We start from the raw sequence: 20,931 nt of genomic DNA, 5'->3' as shown, positions 1-20,931 counted from the left end.
CGCGTCCACCGCCGAGATGCGCGCTTCTTCGACATCCGGACGCAGAAACCGGCGCATCTCGACGAGATGTGCGCATCTCGGCAGCTGGGCGCGGGGCCTCGGGGCCGGTGGGATTCAGCGGTGCATGGCCTCCAGGATCTGCGTGACGGCGTCATCCGGTGCGACGACGGCGGCATCGATGGTGAGGTCGGCGTCCGAGGGGATCTGATACGGGTCGCTGATGCCGGTGAACTCGGCGATCTCACCGGCGGCGGCCTCGGCATACAGCCCCTTGCGATCGCGTTCGGCGCAGACGGACACCGGGGTGGACACGTGCACGAGCAGGAAGCGACCGTGCTGTTCGACGCGCTCGCGCATCTCGCGGCGCATCGCTTCGTACGGCGCGATCGGCGCGCAGACGGCGATGCCGCCGTGCCGCGCGACAAGGGACGCGACCCAGCCGATCCGCTGCACGTTGAGCATCCGGTCCTCGCGGGAGAAGCCGAGGCCTTTCGACAGGATGAGCCGGACCTCGTCGCCGTCGAGCAGCGTGGTGGTGCGCTCGTCGGTCTCGGCGAGGCGCTCGACGAGCAGCTTCGAGATGGTGGACTTCCCGGAGCCGGAGAGCCCCGTCAGCAGGATCGCACACCCGGGGGAGGCGGGGATCGCGGTCTCCCAGACGTCGACGCGGTCGGCGATGAGCTGCTCTGCGACGTCGCGGACGGAAGCCGGATCGCTCGGCGAGGGCATCACCACGGCGCGGCGCCCTGCGTGCTCGACCCGGGCGACGGCGACGGCCAGGGCGGAGGAGTCGCCGCGATCCAGCACGATCACAGGGCCTGCACCATCCCATCCGGCGTCTTCCGGTTCCGGTACGGCCCCGGTGACCAGCACAGCCCGCCGAACGCGGGCGAATCCGGCGGCTGCGCGCAGCTCGGTGCGGTCGCGGTGTCCGAGCGGTCGGCGCGCCGACACCGCGCCGGAGACCAGCGTCTCGCCCGGCAGATCCGGCGCTGTTCCCGTGCCGATCTGCGCGACTCCGGCCGGGTGCGGCGGAACGACATCGACGTCGTCGGCGCGGAGCTCTGCGACATCCGTGCCCTCGGCATCGTGCAGCGTGACCGCATCGCCCTGCGCGATCTCGACGTCGCGCAGGCGCAGCCGAGCGCAGCTGTCGTTCGCGCCGGCCAGCGCGAGCTCGACATCGCGCAGCTGCGCGGACGACAGGGTTGCATGCACATCAGTCACTCGCCCATCCTGTGCCCGCTTTCGCTCCGTGCACAACCTTCGTTCTCGTTCTGCGCGCCGCCGCAGACCTGAGCGCGGTGATGCGGCGGGCCGTGAGTCGTGCTAAGCTATCTCGTTGGTGCGCGACCGCGCGCACTGCGAACGTGAGCCCTCCAACGTCTGCATTCCGGATCTTCGACTCGGAATCGGCACCGGAGCGGGATTCACGAACGTCTCCGTTCGAATAGAAAGCAGCACAACTGTGACTCGCACTTATTCCCCGAAGGCTGGCGACGCCCAGCGCGAGTGGCTCGTCATCGACGCCACCGACGTCGTTCTCGGCCGCCTCGCCTCGCACGCGGCCGCGCTTCTGCGCGGCAAGCACAAGGTGACCTTCGCTCCGCACATGGACATGGGCGACTTCGTCGTCGTCGTGAACGCCGACAAGGTGGCGCTCACGGGCAACAAGCTCCAGAACAAGCGTGCATACCGCCACTCGGGCTACCCGGGCGGCCTGAGCTCGGTCTCGTACGAGGAGCTCCTCGACAAGAACCCCGTGCGCGCCGTCGAGAAGGCGATCCGCGGCATGCTCCCCAAGAACAGCCTCGGCCGTCAGCAGCTCTCGAAGCTGAAGGTGTACACGGGTGCCGAGCACCCCCACGCCGCGCAGCAGCCCAAGACGTACACCCTCGACCAGGTCGCGCAGTAAGCGCGCAGCTAAGGATTCATCGTGGCGAACGACACTACCGACTTCCCGCAGAACTACAGCACCGAGTCCGAGGCCGCTGAGACCGTCGAGGCCGCACGCCCCGTCGTCAGCGTTCCCGGCGCCGCTGTTGGCCGCCGCAAGCAGGCCATCGCACGCGTGCGTCTGGTGCCGGGCAACGGCACCATCACGGTCAACGGGCGCACGCTCGAGGACTACTTCCCGAACAAGCTGCACCAGCAGCTGATCAACGACCCGTTCACGCTGCTCTCGCTGAACGGTGCGTACGACGTGATCGCCCGCATCACCGGCGGCGGCCCGTCCGGCCAGGCCGGCGCGCTTCGCCTCGGCATCGCGCGTTCGCTCAACGGCATCGACGTCGAGAACAACCGACCGACCCTCAAGAAGGCCGGCTTCCTCTCGCGCGACGCTCGCGTCAAGGAGCGCAAGAAGGCTGGTCTCAAGAAGGCCCGCAAGGCCCCGCAGTACTCGAAGCGCTAAAGCGAGCACTCTTCCGATGCCGCTGTTTGGCACGGACGGCGTGAGGGGGCTGGCCAACGGCTCCCTCACCGCCGACCTCGCTCTGTCCCTGGCCCAGGCGACTGCCGTCGTCCTGGGCCAGGGCCGTTCCGCGGAGGCGCGTCGTGCGGAAGGCCGCCGCGCCTCCGCGGTGATCGCGCGCGACCCGCGCATCTCCGGCGAGTTCCTCTCCTCCGCTGTTGCGGCCGGGCTCGCCTCCTCCGGCGTCGATGTCTATGACGCCGGCGTGATCCCGACGCCTGCGCTCGCCTACCTGATCGCCGACTTCGATGCCGACTTCGGCATCATGATCTCCGCATCGCACAACCCTGCTCCCGACAACGGGATCAAGGTGTTCGCGCGCGGGGGCGTGAAGCTTCCGGATGTCGTCGAACGGCGCATCGAGGAGCACATGCACGGGGAGAGATGGCTCCCGACCGGATCGCAGGTCGGACGCATCCGGCGCTTCTCCGACGCGGAGGATCGCTACCTCGTGCACCTGCTGTCGACGATGCCGCATCGGCTCGACGGCCTGCACATCGTGCTCGACTGCGCGCACGGGGCCGCGGCCGGGGTGTCTCCTGACGCCTTCCGCGACGCTGGAGCGGAACTCACCGTCATCGGTGCCGAGCCGGATGGTCTCAACATCAACGACGGCGTGGGCTCGACCCACCTCGACCATCTCGCGGAAGCCGTCGTGCGTCTCGGCGCCGACATGGGCATCGCCCACGACGGCGACGCCGACCGCTGCCTGGCGATCGATGCGGATGGCAACCAGATCGACGGCGACCGGATCATGGCGATCCTCGCGGCCTCGATGCATGAGCGCGGCGTGCTGGCTAACAGCACACTGGTCGCCACGGTGATGAGCAATCTCGGCCTGCACCGCGCCATGGGCGAACGCGGCATCGAGGTGCTGCAGACCGCAGTGGGCGACCGCTACGTGCTCGAGGGCATGAACGCCGGCGGCCACTCGCTGGGCGGCGAGCAGTCGGGGCACGTCATCATGAGCGAGCACGCGACGACCGGCGACGGCGTGCTCACGGGCCTGCACCTGGCCGCAGAAGTGGCGCGCACGGGCAAGTCGCTCGCCGAGCTGGCAGCGATCATGACCGTGTACCCGCAGGTGCTGATCAACGTGACCGGCGTCGACAAGGATCGAACCGATGACGAGCCGCTCGTGGCCGCCGTGAATGCCGTGGCAGCCGAGCTGGGGGAGACCGGCCGTGTGCTGCTGCGTCCTTCCGGCACGGAACAGCTCGTGCGCGTCATGGTCGAAGCCGCCGACAGCGAGACCGCGCGGCGCCATGCAGATCACCTCGCGAAGGTCGTCCGGGAGCGACTCGGTCACTGATCGTCGTCTCCGCTCCGATCCCGCTTTCTGGCACGCGTCCCCAGGACGTCCTGTGCGGACGCGTGCCAGAAACGAGGAACGGCCTGGCCTACCGGTCGCCCTCCCAGCCGAGCTGCTCGATGTAGCGGAGCATGACGCCTTCGCGCAGCGCCCACGGGCTGACCTCCAGCTCGTCGACACCGAGTGACCTCATCGCCTCGTGCAGCACGACGGCGCCCGCGGTGATCTGGAACGTGCGGTCGGCGGTGATGCCGGGCAGCTCCTGCCTCGCCTCGGCGGGGATGCGCGCCAGCACCGGGATCCACGCACCCAGCGCCGCTCGAGGAAGGCGCCAGCGCTCGTCTCCCGCCCATCCGGGCTGTGCGTAGCCGGCGAGTTTCGCCAGTGACCGGATGGTCTTCGACGAGCCGACGACGAAATCCGGTTTCGGCACGGCCCTGAACCGCTTCGCGAGGGGCTTCAGGATGCCGCGCGCGTGCTCGCGGAGGCCTTCTATCTCGTCGTCGCCTGCCGGGTCATCAGGGAGGTGCTCGATCGTCATCCGGCCGGCGCCCAGCGGCACCGACTCGGCGAGTCGTGGCAGCTCCTCGCTGCCTCCCGCGACCTCGAGCGAACCGCCGCCGATGTCGAACATCAGGATCTGACCGGCCGACCAGCCGAACCAGCGCCGGATGGCGAGGAACGTCAGCCGTGCCTCATCCGTGCCGCCGAGCACCTGCAGCGGCTGGCCGAGCGCATCCTCGACCCTGGCGATGATGTCGCCGCCGTTGGTCGCCTCCCGCATCGCCGATGTCGCCGTGGCGAGCAGTTCGACGACGCCCTCCTCTTCGGCCACGGCCTTCGCCTGGCGCACGGCGGCGACGATCGCTTCCGCGCCCTCGCGTGAGATCGACCCGTCCGGCGTGAGGTACCGCATCAGGCGCAGCACGCTCTTATCGCTCGTGGTGGCCAGCGGCCGCCCGCCCGGATGCGCGTCGGCGACGAGCAGGTGCACCGTGTTCGAACCGATATCGAGGACGCCGAGTCGCATGGGGAACACGATAGCGCCGACCGTTCGGTGTGTCGGTGCGCCGGGTGCGGCGGCGCGGCGCAGGAGATCCGGTGCCGGGGCGGTTGCGCTCCCGCAGGGGTCCGTATGCCGTGCCCGTGTATCCGGGGCGAATCGACGGCTTCGTGCGCGCCGGTAGAATGTCGCGGGTGACTTCCGATCCGCAGCTCTCGCTGTACCGCCAGATCGCGCGGTCCGACTGGTCTCGGCTCGCAGCGGACATGGACCAGCCGCTGACCGAGGCCGAGGTGGTGCAGATCCGCGGCATCGGAGACCGGCTCGACGTCGACGAGATCCGCGAGGTCTACCTGCCGCTGAGCCGATTGCTGTCGATCTGGGCGAACGCGTACCAGCGCATCGGAACCGACGTCTCCGACTTCCTCGGCCGCAGCCAGGACATCCGCACGCCCTTCGTCGTTGCCGTGGCCGGATCCGTGTCCGTCGGCAAATCGACGATCGCGCGTCTGCTCCGAGAGCTGATGAGTCGCTGGTCGACGACGCCGCGCGTCGACCTCGTCACGACCGACGGCTTCCTGCATCCGAACGCCGAGCTCGAGCGCCGCGGACTGATGACCCGCAAGGGATTCCCCGAGTCGTATGACCGGCGGGCGCTGGTCGACTTCCTCACGAAGGTGAAGAGCGGTGAGGACGTCGTGCACGCGCCGTTCTACTCGCACGTGCGCTACGACATCGTTCCGGATGCCCAGGTCACGGTGCGCAGACCGGATGTCGTGATCGTCGAAGGGCTGAACGTGCTGCAGCCGCCTCCCGCACCGAACGATGTCGCCGTCAGCGACCTGTTCGACTTCTCGATCTACGTCGACGCCGACACCGACCACATCGAGCGGTGGTTCGTCGATCGGTTCCTGAAGCTGCGCGCAGGCGCCTTCGCGAACCCCGCGTCGTACTTCAACGTGTTCGCCGGGCTCAGCGACGCCGAGGCCGAGCAGACCGCACTGGGCTTCTGGCGAGACATCAACATGCCGAACCTCGTAGAGAACGTGCTCCCCACGAAGCATCGGGCCACGCTGGTGCTGCAGAAGGGGGCGTCGCACGCCGTCGAGTCCGTCCTCCTCCGCAAGGCGTAGCGGCGCACGGTGGGCGGGCCCGCACGCCTGCGCGCTTCCCCAGGAACGCCGCTCTAGACTCGTACCCATGTGTGGAATCGTCGGATACGTCGGCCAGCGCGAGAGCCAGGACATCCTGCTCGCAGGCCTTGCTCGCCTGGAGTACAGGGGCTACGACTCGGCGGGGATCGCCGTCATCGACAGTGCGGGTGACCTGCACGCCGAGAAGAAGGCGGGCAAGCTGGCGAGGCTGCGCGAGCGGCTGGAGGCTGCGCCGATCGCTGCGGGCACGACCGGCATCGGGCACACGCGCTGGGCGACTCACGGCGGCCCGACCGACCTGAACGCGCACCCGCACCTCGCTGACGATGATCGCCTCGCGGTGATCCACAACGGCATCATCGAGAACTTCGCCGAGCTGCGTGCGGAGCTGACAGAACAGGGCTTCGAGCTGCTCAGCCAGACCGACACCGAGGTCGCCGCGGTGCTGCTCGGCCGCGAGTACCGGGCCAGCGACGGCGATCTGGTCGCCGCGTTCCGCGCCGTCGCCGCGCGGCTCGAAGGCGCGTTCACGATCCTCGCCATGCACGAGGACCACCCCGGCCTCGTCGTCGGCGCCCGCCGCAACTCGCCGCTCGTGATCGGGCTGGGCGACGGCGAGAACTTCCTCGGCAGCGATGTCGCCGCGTTCGTCGAGCACACCCGCAGCGCGCTCGCGATCGGTCAGGACCAGATCGTGGCCATCACCCCCGACGAGGTGCGCGTCACCGACTTCGACGGCAACGAGGTCGAGACCAGTCCCTTCGAAGTGATGTGGGACGCCGCGGCCGCCGAGAAGGGCGGATGGTCGAGCTTCATGGCCAAGGAGGTCTCGGAGGAGCCGGAGGCCGTGGCGAACACGGTGCGCGGCCGCGTCAGGGACGGTGCCGTCGCGATCTCCGAGCTCGACGGTCTCGACGAGCTCTTCGCCGACGTCAGCCGCATCATCGTCATCGCCTGCGGAACGGCCAGCTACGCCGGACAGGTCGGCAAGTACGCGCTCGAGAAGTGGGCGCGCGTGCCCGTCGACGTCGAGCTGGCGCACGAGTTCCGCTATCGCGACCCGATCGTCGGTCCCGACACGCTCGTCGTCTCGATCAGCCAGTCGGGCGAGACGATGGACACGCTGATGGCGGTCAAGGAGGCCGCACGCCTCGGCGCCAGGACGCTGTCGATCTGCAACACCCAGGGTGCGACGATCCCGCGCGAGTCCGACGCGATCGTCTACACGCATGCAGGACCAGAGGTGGCCGTCGCCTCCACGAAGGCCTTCGTCGCTCAGATCACAGCGCTGTACCTGCTGGCGCTGCACATCGGTCGCGTGCGCGGAACGATCAGCACCGAGACCACCGCTGACGCCGTGGCGGAGCTCGAGTCGCTGCCAGAGAAGATCCAGTGGATCCTCGACAACGAGCAGGAGCGCATCGAGCAGCTCGCGCACTGGATGGCCGACACCCGTTCCGTGCTGTTCCTCGGCCGTCACGTGGGCTTCCCGATCGCGCTCGAGGGGGCGCTGAAGCTCAAGGAGATCTCGTACATCCACGCGGAGGGCTTCGCCGCCGGCGAGCTCAAGCACGGACCGATCGCGCTGATCGAGCCGGGCCAGCCCGTGTTCGTGATGGTGCCGTCGCCGCGCGGAGCGGCGACCCTGCACGCGAAGGTCGTCTCGAACATCGAGGAGATCCGCGCGCGCGGCGCCCGCGTCATCGCCGTGGCGGAGCAGGGCGACACCGCCGTGCTGCCGCATGCCGACGAGATGCTGCGGGTGCCGCTGGCCGGTCCGCTGTTCGAGGCGATCCTCGCGGTTGTGCCGCTGCACATCTTCGCGATGGGGCTGGCCACGGCCAAGGGCCTCGACGTCGACCAGCCCCGCAACCTGGCGAAGTCCGTCACGGTCGAGTGACCGGTGGCGGCATGATCATCGGGATCGGCGTCGACATCGTCGATGTCGAGCGCTTCCAGCAGCAGATCGAGGGGTCGCCGCGGCTCGCCGAGCGCCTGTTCAGCGCGCACGAGCGCGAGCTTCCGCTGCGATCGCTGGCCGCGCGCTACGCCGCCAAAGAAGCACTGATCAAAGCACTGGGCGGAAGCGAAGGCGTGAACTGGCGCGACATCGAGGTGCCGCGGCTCGGCGAGCGTCAGGCTCCGAGCTACGTGATCGACGGTGAGACGGCTGCGACGGTGACCGCCCGCGGAGTGACGAGCCTGCACCTGTCGCTCTCGCACGATGCAGGCCTCGCCGTCGCGTACACCGTGCTCGAGGGCGAGGCACCTGATGGACGGGGCGCCGAACCGGATGGACGGGGCGAGGCGGATGACTGAGGCCCGGATGCGCTCGGCTCCAGGACGAAGAGGAACCAACCGTGCGTGAGAACGACCAGGCAGCGCCCCCGCGCGAGGCGATCGTCGACGCCTCGGCGATCGAGCACAACGTGCGGGTGCTGCGCGACATCGCGGGCACGCCGGAATGCATCGCGGTGGTCAAGGCCAACGGATACGGCCACGGTGCGCCGACAGCCGCGCGCGCCGCGCTCGCCGGAGGAGCGACCCGCCTCGGCGTCGCCGACATCCGTGAAGCGCTCGCCCTCCGTGAGGCGGGCATCACCGCGCCCGTCATTGCGTGGCTGCATGCGCCGGACGCCGACTTCGCCGAGGCGGCGCGCTCAGGCATCGAACTCGGGCTGTCGAGCTTCGCGCAGGTGCATGCGGCGGCGGCCGCGGGTGCGCGCACCGGCCGCTGCGTCGCAGCGCACCTCAAGCTGGAGACGGGTCTCGGCCGGAACGGGGCCCACCGCAGCGAGTGGGACGAGCTGTTCGCGGCCGCCGCGGCCGAGGAGGCCGCGGGACACCTCAGGGTCGTCGGCATCTTCAGCCACCTCAGCGGCACGAGTCGCGCGGACGATCTCGCACAGGTCCAGGCGTTCCACGACGGGGTCGCCCTCGCCGAACAGCACGGCTTCGACGGGCGGCTGCGTCATATCGCCGCCACAGCAGCGGCCATCGACATCCCCGAGGCCAGGCTCGACGCCGTGCGGGTCGGCATCGGCATCTACGGCGTCTCGCCCCTCGCCGACCGCACACCCTCCGACCTCGGGCTGCGCCCCGCGATGACGGTGCGCTCCAGGGTCGCTGCGGTGCGCAGGGTCGCCGCCGGTCACGGTGCCTCGTATGGGTACCGCTACCGCGCGCCCAGGGAGACGACCTACGCGCTGGTGCCGCTCGGCTACGCCGACGGCATGCCGCGGCAGGCTTCGAACGCCGGCCCCGTCACCATCCGGGGCGAGCGCTTCCGCGTTGCCGGCACGATCGCGATGGACCAGTTCGTCGTCGATGTGGGGGATCTGCCCGTCGAGGTGGGCGACGAGGTGCTCGTGTTCGGCGACCCCGCGGCGGGCGCCCCGCTGGCGGAGGAATGGGCGCAGGCCGCAGGCACGATCGGCTACGAGATCGTCACCCGCATCGGCCCCCGCGTCACCCGAACCGATGGGCCGGGCCTGCGGCCCGCCGGGCTCACCTGACGCAAGATGTCGGTGAACTGCGGCGGAACGAGCATTTGGCGTCAGGTGAACCCGCGCGGAGCGCCGACGGTATGTTGGATGGCTGGAAGGCGAGGACGGGAGGAGGCGCGGTGATCGCTGACGAGATGCTCGGCACGCACGAGGTGCCGGCGGCCGAGGTGATGGAAGACCTCGGACGCCGGATCGGCGAGGGTCTCGTCGCCGGCGACCTGCTGGTGCTGACCGGTCCTCTCGGCGCGGGCAAGACGACCTTCACCCGCGGTCTCGCCGAGGGCATGGGCGTGCGCGGCCCGATCCAGAGCCCGACCTTCGTGATCGCCCGCACCCACCCGTCGCTCACCGGCGGTGCGCCGCTCGTGCACGCCGACGCCTATCGTGTCGGCGACGCGATGGAGCTCGATGATCTCGACATCGATGCCGACGCGTCCGTCGTCGTGATGGAATGGGGCAGGGGCAAGGCGGAGGGCCTTCGCGAGACGTGGTGGGAGGTCGAGATCGCCCGCCCCGTCGGCGGACGCGGAGCCGACACGATGTGCGGTGACGTGTCGCGCTCGGCCGAAGACCTCGACGCCGACGCCCCGCGCATCGTGACCATCAGCCGCGCGCACTGACTGCACGCACGCACGACCGGCCGTCCGACCGTGCCCACCGCCGCTTCTGACGGCTCACGACCTGCGGAAGGCGCAGACGAACCGGATGGCGACCATTGCGGTACCGGGCGGGTAACGGTCCAGGTGCAATCAAGCCTCCTCCAGGTACGCGTCGATACGCTGGGAGCGTGATTCTCGCCGTCGATACGTCGATCGGGTCGACCGCAGCCGTGGTCGCTCCGGATGGCGTCGTGCTCGGTCACGCCGAGAGCGCCAGCCCGAGGGGGCACGCCGAGGTGATCGGCGATCTGCTCGTCGCGGCACTCGAAGACGCCGGCGTCGTGGCCGCCGAGATCACGCATGTGGCAACCGGCATGGGGCCGGGGCCGTTCACCGGCCTGCGCATCGGCATCGCGGCGGGTCGCGCGTTCGCCGTGGGGCGGGGAATCGACGTGGTGCCCGTGGCCAGTCACGACGCCGCGGCGCTCGCTCACATCGAACGCACCGGTGACGGCGGCGCGTTCGCGATCGTGACCGATGCCCGACGCAGAGAGAACGCCGTCTCGGTGTACCGCGGTATCGACGAGCACGGCCTGCCGGTCAGGATCTCCGGGCCTGAGCTTCACCCGCAGGCCGCCGACCTCGCAGCGATCCTGCCGAGCGCGACCGTGATCGTGCCGACCGGCACCGCCGCTGATGATGCGAATCCAGCAGATGCACCCACCTCGATCATCCGGGCCGCCGACCTCGGCCGCGTCGCGGCCCGCGTACTCGCCGCGGGTGTCGCACCGGGAGCGGACGAGCCCCTGTACCTGCGATCGCCCGACGTCACGGTCGGCCATGTCCGCAAGCGGGTGAGCACATGACGGGCGGGGTCGAGGCGCACGGCGCCGCCAACATGCACGCCGCCGAGACGGTCGCAGTCGACATCCGCATCGCAACTCCGAACGACCTCGCCGCGATCATGGCGATCGAGCGGGGCTCGTTCGCGACCGACGCGTGGAGCGAGTCGTCGATGGCGGCGGAGCTGGCCAGCCCGCACGGCCGCTACCTCGTCGTCGAACGCGGGGGAGACGTGGTCGGGTACGGCGGACTGCGTGCCATCCCCGGCGCCAAGGACGGCGACATCCAGACGATTGCGCTCGCCGCCGCCGCGCGCGGCTCCGGACGGGGCAGGGCGCTGCTGCGCGCACTGCTCGACGCCGCAGCGCAGCGCCGCGTGCGCGAGGTGTTCCTCGAGGTGCGCGCCGACAACCCGACGGCGCACGGGCTGTACGTCTCAGAAGGGTTCGAGGAGATCGGCAGGCGTCCGAGGTACTACCAGCCGGACGACGTCGACGCGATCGTGATGAAGCTCGACGTGCGCAGATGGCAGGAGCGAACGGATCCGGATGAGGAGGTGCGCCGATGACGGAACAGACCGCAGCCGACGCGACCGCGTCATCTGGGCCCCTCGTGCTGGGCATCGAGACCAGCTGCGACGAGACCGGCATCGGCATCGTGCGCGGCCGCACGCTGCTGAGCAACACGATCGCCAGCAGCATGGACGAGCACTCCCGTTTCGGCGGCGTGGTTCCCGAGGTCGCCGCGCGCGCGCACCTGGAGGCGCTGCAGCCGGCCATCGAGCGTGCGGTCGCCGAGGCGGGCATCCGGCTGGGCGACCTCGACGCGGTTGCGGTGACGAGCGGACCGGGGCTGGCAGGGGCGCTGATGATCGGCGTCGGCGCGGCGAAGGCGCTTGCCGTGTCCCTCGGCAAGCCGCTGTACGCCGTGAACCACCTGGTCGGGCACATCGCCGCGGACATCCTGACGGAGGGCACCGAGCCGCTCGAGTACCCGACGATCGCGCTGCTCGTCTCCGGCGGGCACACGTCGCTGCTGCACGTGCGCGATCTCACGACCGATGTCGAGATGCTCGGTGAGACGATCGACGACGCCGCAGGGGAGGCGTTCGACAAGGTCGCGCGCATCCTCGGCCTGCCGTATCCGGGGGGTCCGCAGATCGACCAGGCGGCGCTGGAAGGCGACCCCGACGCGATCCGGTTCCCCCGGGGGCTGTCGCGGGCGAGTGACAGGGAGAAGCACAGATGGGACTTCTCGTTCTCCGGCCTGAAGACCTCTGTGGCCAGGTGGATCGAACAGCGAGAAGCGGCGGATGAGCCGATTCCGGTGGCCGACGTGGCGGCGAGCTTTCGCGAGGCGGTCGTCGACGTGCTCGTCACCAAGGCGCTCGACGCGTGCGAGGAGAGGGGTGTTCCGCGCCTGCTGCTCGGCGGAGGCGTGATCGCGAACAAGCGGCTGCGCGACGTGGCGACCCGGCGCGCGGCTGAGCGGGGTGTGACGGTGCGGATCCCGCCGCTGAGCCTGTGCACCGACAACGGCGCTATGATCGCCGGGCTCGCGGCCGAGCTGATCGCGTCGGGTCGGAGGCCGTCGACACTGGTGTTCGGCGCCGACTCGACGCTGCCGGTCACCGAGATACAGGTGGCCGAGGCGCCATGAGCACACCCTCGCGTGCCGACGACCCGGCGAAGCTGATCGAGGAGCTCGCCGGCGATCGGCCGAGCCCTGCTGAACCTCGCGTCGAGTCCGGAGGGCCCGCAGTATCGCGCGCGGAGCAGCGCGCGGCAGCGGCGCGCGAGGAGAAGCGTCGCCACGAGCGTCGCGAACCGAAGCGCTGGAAACCGCCGCAGCCGCTGGCCGGGTGGGCGCTGATGTGCGCGATGTTCGGCCTGTCGATGTCGTGGTTCATGCCGTGGGCGATGCCCGTATCGATTCTGGGCGTGATCCTCGGTTCGGTCGCGCTGTCCCGCCGCTGGGAGGACCGCGCGTCAGCCGGCTGGGCCCTCGGCCTCGGCATCGTCGGCACCGCATCCGCCGCCTTCTGGGCTCTCTGGATCTACAACGCCATCCAGACCGTCCCCGCCGCCTGACGGCCTCGCGTCCCGCTCGCGAGATGCGCACTTCTCATCGAGATGCGCACCTCTGGACGCGATCTCGTCGTAGAAGTACGCATCTCGGCAGCCGGAGACCCGCGCCTAGACTGGGACGCATGACGGATGAGCTGCCATCGATCGCATTCCTCGGAGCCGGTTCGATGGGAGGGGCGATCCTGCGCGGGCTCGTCGCCAGCGCCATCCCGGTCTCCGGCGGCATCCGGGTCACGAACCGGACCGCCGAGAAAGCCGCCGCTCTCGCCGAGCTCGACGGCGTCGAGTCGATCGCGCTGTCGGAGCATCCGGACGGCAACGTCGAAGCGGTCGCCGGATCGCGGGTCGTCGTCGTCGGAGTGAAGCCGCAGATGGTCGGCGATCTGCTCACGCAGCTCGCACCGCACCTGCGTGAGGACGCGATCGTGGTCAGCATCGCCGCCGGCGTGACGCTCGGGACGTTCGAGCGGCACCTGCCAGGTGCGGCCGTGGTGCGATCCATGCCGAACACTCCGTCGACAGCCGGCAAGGGCGTCACCGGCATCGCCGGCGGCACGCATGCCACCGATGAGGACATCCGGATCGTGCGCCGTCTGTTCGAGACCGTCGGCGACGTCTTCGAGGTGGCCGGTGATGACGGCATCGACGCCATCTCGACGATCACCGGCTCCGGCCCCGCGTATGTGTTCCTGCTCATCGAGGAGTTCACGAAGGCGGCGAGGCACCAGGGCTTCGGCGACGAGGACGCCGCGCGGCTGGCCGCTGCGACGTTCGCCGGCGCGACCGCACTGCTCGACGCGTCCGGCGACGAACCAGCCGAGCTGCGCCGCCGCGTCACGAGCCCCCATGGCACGACCGAGCGCGCAGTCGAGGTGCTGCAGGCGGCTGACCTCGGCGGCACGTTCTCGGCCGCGACCGACGCCGCCTACGCCCGTGCGAAGGAGCTCGCCGCCGGAGCGTAGCGACCGCGGCACCTGGTTCGCGCCTCGTCGCCGGCCCGACGACGAGGCCGCTGCGCCGGGCGCGACGCCGCCCTGAGTTGCACGGCGGCGGAATGGGCGTACGCTCAACCCTCGTGACGCGAAAAGCGCAGAGGCGCGAGCGATCGTTCCGGACCCGGGTCCGATTCATCCGGGCCCTCGCTCCCGCGCAGGTGATCGTGATCGGCTTCGGCCTGACCGCACTTGTCGGTGCAACCCTGCTGTGGCTGCCGATCTCGAGCGTCGACGGCTCCGCGAGCATCGTCGAAGCGCTGTTCACCGCTGTCTCCGCGCTGTGCGTGACGGGCCTGGTCGTCGTCGACACGGCGGTGCACTGGAGCCCGTTCGGACTGGGCGTGATCCTCGCCCTCATCCAGCTCGGCGGCCTCGGCATCATGGTGTTCGCCGCGATGGTCGGGATCGTGCTCGCCCGGCGGGTGTCGGTGAGAACCCGGATGAACACGGCGCTCGAAACGAAGTCCGCCGGCCTGCCCGATGTGGGGCGTCTGGTGCGGAACATCGTCAGGACGTCGCTGACGATCGAGGCCGTGCTGGCGGCGCTGCTGGCCGCGCGATTCGCATTCGGCTACGGATACGATGCGCCGAAGGCCGTGTGGCACGGCGTCTTCCACTCTGTGTCGGCCTTCAACAACGCCGGCTTCGCGCTGTACAGCGACAGCATGGTGCGCTTCGTCGCAGACCCGTGGATCACATTGCCGATGTGCGCCGCAATCGTGCTCGGCGGGCTCGGCTTCCCTGTGCTGCGCGAGCTCGCTCGAGAGTGGCGCAAGCCGCTGCACTGGTCGATGAACACACGGATCGTGCTGCCCGTCACCGCGGCACTGCTGCTGATCGGGTGGCTCGCGATCGCGGTGATCGAGTGGAACAACCCGCGCACTCTCGGCGCGGAGAGCGGCTGGACACGTGTGCTCGCGGCGCTGTTCCACTCCGTGCAGACCAGAACGGCTGGCTTCAACTCCATCGACGTCGGCGCCATGCACGACGAGACGTGGCTGATCATGGATGTGCTGATGTTCATCGGCGGCGGCCCAGGCGGCACAGCCGGCGGCATCAAGGTGACCACGTTCGCAGTGCTGTTCTTCATCCTGGTCACCGAGCTGCGCGGCGGAACCGCGGTGAACATCTTCGGCAAGCGGCTCGCGCGCTCCGTGCACCGCCAGGCGATCGCGGTCGTGCTGCTGTCGCTCGCAGCGGTGATGGGCGCAACGGTGGCGATCCTCGCCATGACCGACCTCGACCTCGACCGTGTGCTCTTCGAGACGATCTCGGCGTTCGCGACGGTCGGCCTGTCCACCGGTATCACCGGCGACCTTCCGGCTGCGGGCCAGCTGTGCCTCGTCGTGCTGATGTTCCTCGGCCGAATCGGCCCGCTCACCCTCGGTTCGGCACTCGCACTGCGCGAGCGCCGCGCATCCTACGAGCTTCCGAAGGAGCGACCGGTCATCGGCTGACCGGCGCAGAAAGGACGACATCCATGGGTTCATTCCTCTCGTTCGGGGAGAAGTCCCGCCATATCGCCGAGGCCGATTCGGTCGCCGTGATCGGGCTCGGACGGTTCGGGCGCTCCGTTGCGCTCGAGCTGATGGCGTCGGGAACGGAGGTGCTCGGCATCGACTCCGATCCGGATACGGTGCGGGCGCTGAACGGGCAGCTCACACAGGTCGTGCGCGCCGACGCGTCGAAGGAGGACGTGCTGCGGCAGCTGGCCGTGCAGGACTTCGATCGAGCAGTGGTGGCGATCACCGGCGACCTGAAGGCGTCGATCCTCGTCACCTCGATGCTGCTCAAGCTCGGCGGGCCGGTCGTCTGGGCCAAGGCCAGGGATGAGCAGCACGGCACGATCCTGGAGCAGCTCGGCGTGCACCACACCGTGTATCCCGAGGCGGACATGGGGCGTCGTGTCGCCCATCTCGTGCGCGGCGCGGCCAAGGACTACCTCGAGATCGACCACGGCTACGCGCTCGTCAAGGTCGCCGCCCCGAGCGAGATCCAGGGCACGCCGCTGGGTCAGACGGAGCTGCGCAAGCGCCGCGGCGTCACCATCGCGGCATGGCGCTCGGGCGAGGGCGAGTGGCAGTACGCCGACAGCGCCACGACCCTGGGCCCTGGTGACACCGTGCTCGCTGTGGGCCCCACCAAGCGCGTGGAAGGATTCGCGCAGCTGCAGTAGGGCCCGTTCGTCTGCGTCGTGCGCTGGGTTGCCACGACGCAGACGACGACAAAGGCACAAACGAAGCGCACGGCTGCCGCGCGGGCGCTCGCTCGGCGACGCTCAGCGGTCCAAGCTTGCGAAGCGTTCGACGTCGTCGGACGTCCCCGACACGATGATCAGGTCGTGGTTGGTGACGACGGTGCTGGCCTCGGCGTAGCGGAACGGCTTGCCAGGGCTCTTCACACCGACGATCGTGACGCGGTACTTCGTCCGCACGCCCGACTCGTTCAGACCACGGCCCCTGATGAACTTGGGCGGATACATCTTCGTGAGCACGAAGTCGTCGTCGAACCGGATGAAGTCGAGCATCCGACCGCCGACGAGGTGAGCCACGCGCTCGCCCGCCTCGCGTTCTGGGTAGACGATGTGGTTGGCACCGACGCGGGCGAGGATCTTGCCGTGCGAATGGGAGACGGCCTTCGCCCAGATCTGCGGGATGCCGAGGTCGACGAGGTTCGCTGTGATCAGCACAGACGCTTCGATGGAGGAGCCGATCGCGACGACCGCCACCTGGAAGTCGCCCGCGCCGATCTGCTTCAGTGCGTCGAGATTGCGCGCGTCGGCCTGCACGGTGTGCGTGACGCGCTCCGACCACTTCTGCACGAGGTCGAGATCGGCGTCGATCGCGAGCACATCGCGGTCGAGCCGGTCGAGCTCCCCTGAGCACGCGGCACCGAACCGACCGAGACCGATCACGAGGACGGGTGCGTCACCCCGAATCTGCTCAACCATGCTGACCAGCCTACGTCGAAGGCGCCGTGACCGTCAGCCGACGATCGGGCGTTCGACCGGGAACGCGTAGTGCTGCTGGCGAGACGTTGCGGCGACAGCGGCAGCCAGCGTCACGGTGCCGACGCGCCCCATGAAGATGACCACGGCCATGACGATCAGCGCCGGTGTCGACAGGTTCTCGGTCAGACCGGTCGACAGGCCCACGGTGCCGAAGCCGCTGATCACGTCGAACAGCACCTCGGCGATCGGCGCGTGGGTGATCTGGGCGATGATGATCGTGCCGAGTGCGACGATCGTGGCGCCCCATGCGAGGACCGCGACGGCCACGCGCTGCACATCCGACGGCACCCGGCGCCCGTACGCCTGCACCGAGACGCGCCCTCGCGCCTCCGACCACACGGCCAGCGCGAGCACCGCGAGGGTTGTGACCTTGATGCCGCCGGCCGTCGATGCCGACCCGCCGCCGATGAACATCAGCATCGAGCCGACGATCATTCCTGAGCCGTACAGTTCGCCCTGGTCGACGACGGAGAAGCCCCCCGACCGGGTCATGGTCGACATGAACAGCGACTGGAACACCGTCTCGCCCGCGGGCATCGCCCCGAACGTGCCCGGATTGCCGTATTCGAGGAGGAGTAGCGCTCCCGCGCCGCCGAACAGCAGGATCACGCTCGTGACGATCGTCAGCTTCACGTGCAGCGACCACGTGCTCGGCCGGATCAGGTGCGCCTTGCGCGGGCTCTTCAGGTTGCGCGAGAGCGCAAGCAGCACGGGGAAGCCGAGGCTCCCGATGAACACGCTGATCATCACCACGGTGAGGAAGTAGAAGTCGTTCGCGAACACGTCGAGACCACCGGCATTCAGCGTGAAGCCCGTGTTGGTGAACGACATCGCCGCGTAGGTCATGGCGTTCCACGTTCCCTCGACCCAGTGCACGTTCTGCGCGAGGGTCGACGGCAGGATGAGCAGTGCGACGACCAGCTCGACGATGAGCGTCGACAGCGCCACGGTGCGCAGCAGCAGGCCGACATCGCCGAGGCGCACCGCCTGCGACTCCGAGACGGCGCCGCCGTGTGCGCGCAGCGGGTTCGTGTCGCCGGCGGCGATCAGCTTGGCGCGCAGGCCCATGCGCTTGGAGATGATCAGCCCCAGCATCGACGCGAGCGTGAGAGCCCCCATGCCGCCGATGTTCACGCCGATGAAGATGACGATCTCGCCGAAGATCGACCAATGCGCGGTCATATCGACGCTGACCAGGCCGGTGACGCAGATCGTCGACACCGCGGTGAACAGTGCATCTGGGAGCGGAGTCGCCGTGCCGTCCGCAGCTGCGACCGGGAGCGCCAGCAGCGTTGTGAACACCAGAATCAGCGCAGCGAACACCAGAATCGCGAAGCGCGCCGGCGATCTGGTGGTGATGACGCGGAACCAGTGCCACATCGCTCGCATGATCGGTCGCATGCGCCCCGCGGCATCGGACGGCGCGGAAGAAGCGCCAGTCGGCATGCGAACCTCCTCGGACGAGAACGTCCTCTCCCTCAGACGAGGACTTCCTCATGGTACTCGGGTCGCGGGGCGGCTAACCTAACCACATGGCGGACATCTTCGACGTGATTGCGGACGGCACCCGACGCGACATCCTGCGGTTCCTGCTGAGCCGTGCGTCGGAGCCTGACGACGGCACCAGCGTGTCGCAGATCGTGGGCGAACTCGGCGTGAGCCAGCCGACCGTCTCGAAGCATCTGAAGGTGCTCCGCGAGAACGATCTCGTGCATGTCAGAGAGGACGGCCAGCGGCGGTTCTACAGCCTTGCGCCGCAGCCGCTCGAGGAGATCGACGACTGGCTCGTGCCGTTCTTCGTCGACGAGTCGGAGATCGCGGATGAGGCGGTCACGATGGCCGTGCCGACCCTGTCGGAGCCCGCAGTGCGCGCCGCCGACTCGATCGGCCGCGCTGCCGCAGGTGCGAGGAACGTGGTGCAGTCCGCCCTCAAACGCCTCGGCGCCTCCTGACTACTGCGCTGGGTCTGAGCACGCGCCTCGCGGCGTTCTCCTTGGTCGACGTGCAAAGCACGCCTCCTTCGTCGGACTTGCGCTGCACGCACTCAGGGCCCTGCGCGTGACGTAGGAAGGTGAGCACGCGCCTCGCGGCGTTCTTCTCGGGCGGCGCGTGACATTTGTCATTCCGGATGGGTGACGTGGGGGGATCGTGGCGGCGGACGCGGCTCCGCGAAGCTTGCGGCATGGAGAATTCATTGCGGGCAGAAGCAGTGCAGACGAAAACTGCGGCGTCGGCGCCGCTCGCCGTGTCGCTGCGCGGCGTCGTGAAGGAGTTCCGGACGGGCGGCGGCACCTTCCGTGCCGTCGACCGGCTCGACCTCGACATCCGGCAGGGGGAGATCGTCGCACTGCTCGGGCCGAACGGGGCGGGAAAGACGACGACGCTCGACATGATGCTCGGGCTCACGGCTCCGACCGACGGCGACATCGCGGTGTTCGGCGAAGCACCCCGACGTGCTGTGGCGGCGGGGCGCGTGTCCGCCGTGCTGCAGTCGGGCGGCCTGCTGCGCGACCTGACGGTGCGCGAGACCGTGACGCTGATCGCCTCGACCTTCCCCGACGCGCTGCCCGTCGACGAAGTGATGGAACGCGCCGACGTGATGGCGATCGGGGCGCGGCGGGTGTCGAAGTGCTCGGGCGGTGAGCAGCAGCGGCTGCGGTTCGCGCTGTCCCTGCTGCCCGACCCCGACCTGCTGATCCTGGATGAGCCCACGGCGGGCATGGACGTGTCGGCTCGCCGGTCGTTCTGGGACACGATGCGCGAGGACGCGCGCAGCGGGCGCACGGTGATCTTCGCGACGCACTACCTCGAGGAAGCCGACCTGTTCGCCCAGCGCATCGTGATGGTGGCAGGCGGTCGCGTCGTCGCTGACGGCACGACCGCCGAGATCAGGGCCGCCGCGACGGGGCGCCGCGTGCAGGCCTACGTCACCCCTGAGCGTCAGGCGGAGGCCGTCGCGGCGGTCGAGGCCCTGTCCGGCGTCTCCGAGGTCACCGCGAATGCCGGGCGCCTCGACATCCGAGCGGCGGACTCCGACGTCGTCGCCAGGGCGCTGCTGACCGAGATCGGCGCCCATGACCTCGAAATAGCTGCGGGAAGCATGGATGACGCGTTCCGCATGATCACGGAACGGGACGCATCATGAACGTCACCTACTTCGGCATCGAGCTCAAGCGCGTCGCGCGCGACTTCGTCACCATGTTCTTCGTGGCGGTGCTGCCCGCGTTCATGTACGTCATCTTCGGTGCGGCGCAGGACTACGGATCCACCGACATCGGCAACGGCAACGTCGCGGCCTACATCATGATCGGCATGGCCGCCTACGGTGCAGTGACCGCAACGGTGGGTGTCGGCGGCGTCGCCGCGGTGGAGCAGATGCAGGGATGGGGGCGCCAGCTCGGACTGACGCCGATGAGCGATGCACAGCGCGTCGTCACGAAGGCCGCTGTCGGGTTCGTGATCGCGATCATCCCCGTGGTGCTGATCTACATCATCGGTGCGGCCACCGGCGCAGAAGCCACCGCCGAGGTGTGGATCGTCAGCGGCCTCGTCGTGCTCCTCGGCGCCGCGATGTTCTCGTTCTTCGGACTGCTGGCTGGGCTGCTGTTCCGCAGCGAGGGCGCGGTCGGCGCGGCGAGCGGTTCGCTCGTCATCCTGGCGTTCCTCGGAAACCTGTTCTTCCCGCTCGAGGGCGTGCTGCTCGACATCGCACGGTTCACGCCGCTGTACGGCCTCGTCGCACTGGCCAGATACCCGCTCACCGACGGATACCTCGCCTCGCTGACGGGCACGGGTGAGCCGCCGCACGACGAACTGTGGGTGCCGATCCTGAACATCGGCGCCTGGGCGATCGTCTTCGTGGTCGCGACGATCCTCATCTCGCGCCGCGGCCGCGCCAGGCAGTAGAGCGGGCACAAGCCGGATCGAGTGCGTTGTATCCCGGGTCGAG

The 20,931-nt window shown here is 69.4% G+C and carries 22 protein-coding genes; 18 read left to right on the top strand and 4 right to left on the bottom strand.

Features of this window, described 5'->3' with window-relative positions; translation table 11 throughout:
• Positions 1-114: 114 nt before the first annotated feature.
• A complete protein-coding gene (gene cysC, locus CIK77_RS18205; protein WP_249268583.1) occupies positions 115-1,227 on the bottom strand; it encodes an adenylyl-sulfate kinase in 1,113 nt (370 codons plus the stop codon).
• Between the two features lie 241 nt (positions 1,228-1,468).
• Here cysC and rplM point away from each other — a divergent pair, with 241 nt between their 5' ends.
• From rplM to glmM, 3 genes are read left to right on the top strand one after another with little or no spacing between them, the layout of a single operon-like run.
• Positions 1,469-1,915 (top strand): 50S ribosomal protein L13, encoded by a 447-nt coding sequence (gene rplM, locus CIK77_RS15090; RefSeq protein ID WP_087054912.1) that lies wholly within the window; start codon positions 1,469-1,471, stop codon positions 1,913-1,915.
• A gap of 21 nt (positions 1,916-1,936) precedes the next feature.
• Positions 1,937-2,413, top strand: coding sequence for a 30S ribosomal protein S9 (gene rpsI / locus CIK77_RS15085; protein ID WP_087054913.1), 477 nt, complete (start codon positions 1,937-1,939; stop codon positions 2,411-2,413).
• A 16-nt stretch (positions 2,414-2,429) separates the two neighbouring features.
• Positions 2,430-3,785, top strand: coding sequence for a phosphoglucosamine mutase (gene glmM, locus CIK77_RS15080; protein ID WP_087054914.1), 1,356 nt, complete (start codon positions 2,430-2,432; stop codon positions 3,783-3,785).
• An 88-nt stretch (positions 3,786-3,873) separates the two neighbouring features.
• On the opposite strand, the gene CIK77_RS15075 is transcribed toward glmM, so the two are convergent.
• On the bottom strand, positions 3,874-4,815 hold the full coding sequence (locus CIK77_RS15075; protein ID WP_087054915.1) for a Ppx/GppA phosphatase family protein: 942 nt from the start codon (positions 4,813-4,815) through the stop codon (positions 3,874-3,876).
• 158 nt (positions 4,816-4,973) lie between these two features.
• On the opposite strand from CIK77_RS15075, the gene coaA reads away from it, so the two are divergent.
• The 12 genes from coaA (at position 4,974) to CIK77_RS15015 (ending at position 16,148) form a co-directional block, all read left to right on the top strand.
• Complete coding sequence (coaA, locus tag CIK77_RS15070) at positions 4,974-5,921, top strand: type I pantothenate kinase (RefSeq protein ID WP_087054916.1); 948 nt, start codon at positions 4,974-4,976, stop codon at positions 5,919-5,921.
• A 67-nt stretch (positions 5,922-5,988) separates the two neighbouring features.
• Positions 5,989-7,842, top strand: coding sequence for a glutamine--fructose-6-phosphate transaminase (isomerizing) (gene glmS / locus CIK77_RS15065; protein ID WP_087054917.1), 1,854 nt, complete (start codon positions 5,989-5,991; stop codon positions 7,840-7,842).
• An 11-nt stretch (positions 7,843-7,853) separates the two neighbouring features.
• Entirely contained in the window at positions 7,854-8,261 is a 408-nt protein-coding gene (locus tag CIK77_RS15060; protein WP_087054918.1) for a holo-ACP synthase, read from the top strand.
• Positions 8,262-8,302: 41 nt separating this feature from the next.
• The gene (gene alr / locus CIK77_RS15055) at positions 8,303-9,457 is read left to right on the top strand and encodes an alanine racemase (RefSeq protein ID WP_087054919.1); all 1,155 of its coding nucleotides are present in this window, start codon (positions 8,303-8,305) and stop codon (positions 9,455-9,457) included.
• A 110-nt stretch (positions 9,458-9,567) separates the two neighbouring features.
• On the top strand, positions 9,568-10,068 hold the full coding sequence (gene tsaE / locus CIK77_RS15050) for a tRNA (adenosine(37)-N6)-threonylcarbamoyltransferase complex ATPase subunit type 1 TsaE (RefSeq protein WP_441895032.1): 501 nt from the start codon (positions 9,568-9,570) through the stop codon (positions 10,066-10,068).
• Between the two features lie 167 nt (positions 10,069-10,235).
• Positions 10,236-10,913 (top strand): tRNA (adenosine(37)-N6)-threonylcarbamoyltransferase complex dimerization subunit type 1 TsaB, encoded by a 678-nt coding sequence (gene tsaB, locus CIK77_RS15045; protein WP_087054920.1) that lies wholly within the window; start codon positions 10,236-10,238, stop codon positions 10,911-10,913.
• A complete protein-coding gene (gene rimI, locus CIK77_RS15040) occupies positions 10,910-11,458 on the top strand; it encodes a ribosomal protein S18-alanine N-acetyltransferase (protein WP_249268584.1) in 549 nt (182 codons plus the stop codon). Before tsaB ends, rimI begins: the two co-directional genes overlap by 4 nt.
• Positions 11,455-12,549 (top strand): tRNA (adenosine(37)-N6)-threonylcarbamoyltransferase complex transferase subunit TsaD, encoded by a 1,095-nt coding sequence (gene tsaD / locus CIK77_RS15035; RefSeq protein WP_087054921.1) that lies wholly within the window; start codon positions 11,455-11,457, stop codon positions 12,547-12,549. Before rimI ends, tsaD begins: the two co-directional genes overlap by 4 nt.
• Positions 12,546-12,980 carry a hypothetical protein gene (locus tag CIK77_RS15030; RefSeq protein ID WP_087054922.1) on the top strand — a complete coding sequence of 145 codons (435 nt, stop codon included), beginning with the start codon at positions 12,546-12,548 and terminating at the stop codon, positions 12,978-12,980. The genes tsaD and CIK77_RS15030 overlap by 4 nt, the downstream gene beginning before the upstream one ends.
• 119 nt (positions 12,981-13,099) lie before the next feature.
• Positions 13,100-13,939 (top strand): pyrroline-5-carboxylate reductase, encoded by an 840-nt coding sequence (gene proC, locus CIK77_RS15025; RefSeq protein WP_087054923.1) that lies wholly within the window; start codon positions 13,100-13,102, stop codon positions 13,937-13,939.
• Positions 13,940-14,052: 113 nt separating this feature from the next.
• Complete coding sequence (locus CIK77_RS15020; protein ID WP_249268585.1) at positions 14,053-15,429, top strand: TrkH family potassium uptake protein; 1,377 nt, start codon at positions 14,053-14,055, stop codon at positions 15,427-15,429.
• A gap of 23 nt (positions 15,430-15,452) precedes the next feature.
• Positions 15,453-16,148, top strand: coding sequence for a potassium channel family protein (locus CIK77_RS15015; RefSeq protein ID WP_170934125.1), 696 nt, complete (start codon positions 15,453-15,455; stop codon positions 16,146-16,148).
• Positions 16,149-16,250: 102 nt separating this feature from the next.
• Here CIK77_RS15015 and CIK77_RS15010 read toward each other — a convergent pair whose 3' ends face one another.
• A complete protein-coding gene (locus CIK77_RS15010) occupies positions 16,251-16,922 on the bottom strand; it encodes a potassium channel family protein (protein ID WP_087054925.1) in 672 nt (223 codons plus the stop codon).
• A 33-nt stretch (positions 16,923-16,955) separates the two neighbouring features.
• Positions 16,956-18,428 (bottom strand): TrkH family potassium uptake protein, encoded by a 1,473-nt coding sequence (locus CIK77_RS15005; RefSeq protein ID WP_441895042.1) that lies wholly within the window; start codon positions 18,426-18,428, stop codon positions 16,956-16,958.
• Between the two features lie 86 nt (positions 18,429-18,514).
• Between CIK77_RS15005 and CIK77_RS15000 the strand changes: the two genes are divergently transcribed.
• From CIK77_RS15000 to CIK77_RS14990, 3 genes are all read left to right on the top strand, one after another.
• Positions 18,515-18,934 carry an ArsR/SmtB family transcription factor gene (locus CIK77_RS15000; protein ID WP_087054926.1) on the top strand — a complete coding sequence of 140 codons (420 nt, stop codon included), beginning with the start codon at positions 18,515-18,517 and terminating at the stop codon, positions 18,932-18,934.
• Between the two features lie 230 nt (positions 18,935-19,164).
• Positions 19,165-20,127, top strand: a complete 963-nt coding sequence (locus CIK77_RS14995) for an ABC transporter ATP-binding protein (RefSeq protein WP_087054927.1) — start codon at positions 19,165-19,167, stop codon at positions 20,125-20,127.
• Positions 20,124-20,888, top strand: coding sequence for an ABC transporter permease (locus CIK77_RS14990; protein ID WP_087054928.1), 765 nt, complete (start codon positions 20,124-20,126; stop codon positions 20,886-20,888). The genes CIK77_RS14995 and CIK77_RS14990 overlap by 4 nt, the downstream gene beginning before the upstream one ends.
• Positions 20,889-20,931 lie beyond the last annotated feature (43 nt).

This window comes from Microbacterium sp. JB110, from assembly GCF_003335195.1.
GTDB lineage: Bacteria > Actinomycetota > Actinomycetes > Actinomycetales > Microbacteriaceae > Microbacterium.
Note: the sequence above shows the minus strand (reverse complement) of the source record. Positions and strands in the feature narration are given on the sequence as shown.

Coding starts and splice junctions, on each gene's coding strand:
- glmM (WP_087054914.1), top strand. CDS start 2,430: ATGCCGCTGTTTGGCACGGACGGCGTGAGGGGGCTGGCCAACGGCTCC.
- CIK77_RS15075 (WP_087054915.1), bottom strand. CDS start 4,815: ATGCGACTCGGCGTCCTCGATATCGGTTCGAACACGGTGCACCTGCTC.
- coaA (WP_087054916.1), top strand. CDS start 4,974: ATGTCGCGGGTGACTTCCGATCCGCAGCTCTCGCTGTACCGCCAGATC.
- glmS (WP_087054917.1), top strand. CDS start 5,989: ATGTGTGGAATCGTCGGATACGTCGGCCAGCGCGAGAGCCAGGACATC.
- CIK77_RS15060 (WP_087054918.1), top strand. CDS start 7,854: ATGATCATCGGGATCGGCGTCGACATCGTCGATGTCGAGCGCTTCCAG.
- rimI (WP_249268584.1), top strand. CDS start 10,910: ATGACGGGCGGGGTCGAGGCGCACGGCGCCGCCAACATGCACGCCGCC.
- tsaD (WP_087054921.1), top strand. CDS start 11,455: ATGACGGAACAGACCGCAGCCGACGCGACCGCGTCATCTGGGCCCCTC.
- CIK77_RS15030 (WP_087054922.1), top strand. CDS start 12,546: ATGAGCACACCCTCGCGTGCCGACGACCCGGCGAAGCTGATCGAGGAG.
- proC (WP_087054923.1), top strand. CDS start 13,100: ATGACGGATGAGCTGCCATCGATCGCATTCCTCGGAGCCGGTTCGATG.
- CIK77_RS15015 (WP_170934125.1), top strand. CDS start 15,453: ATGGGTTCATTCCTCTCGTTCGGGGAGAAGTCCCGCCATATCGCCGAG.
- CIK77_RS15010 (WP_087054925.1), bottom strand. CDS start 16,922: ATGGTTGAGCAGATTCGGGGTGACGCACCCGTCCTCGTGATCGGTCTC.
- CIK77_RS15005 (WP_441895042.1), bottom strand. CDS start 18,428: ATGCCGACTGGCGCTTCTTCCGCGCCGTCCGATGCCGCGGGGCGCATG.
- CIK77_RS15000 (WP_087054926.1), top strand. CDS start 18,515: ATGGCGGACATCTTCGACGTGATTGCGGACGGCACCCGACGCGACATC.
- CIK77_RS14995 (WP_087054927.1), top strand. CDS start 19,165: ATGGAGAATTCATTGCGGGCAGAAGCAGTGCAGACGAAAACTGCGGCG.
- CIK77_RS14990 (WP_087054928.1), top strand. CDS start 20,124: ATGAACGTCACCTACTTCGGCATCGAGCTCAAGCGCGTCGCGCGCGAC.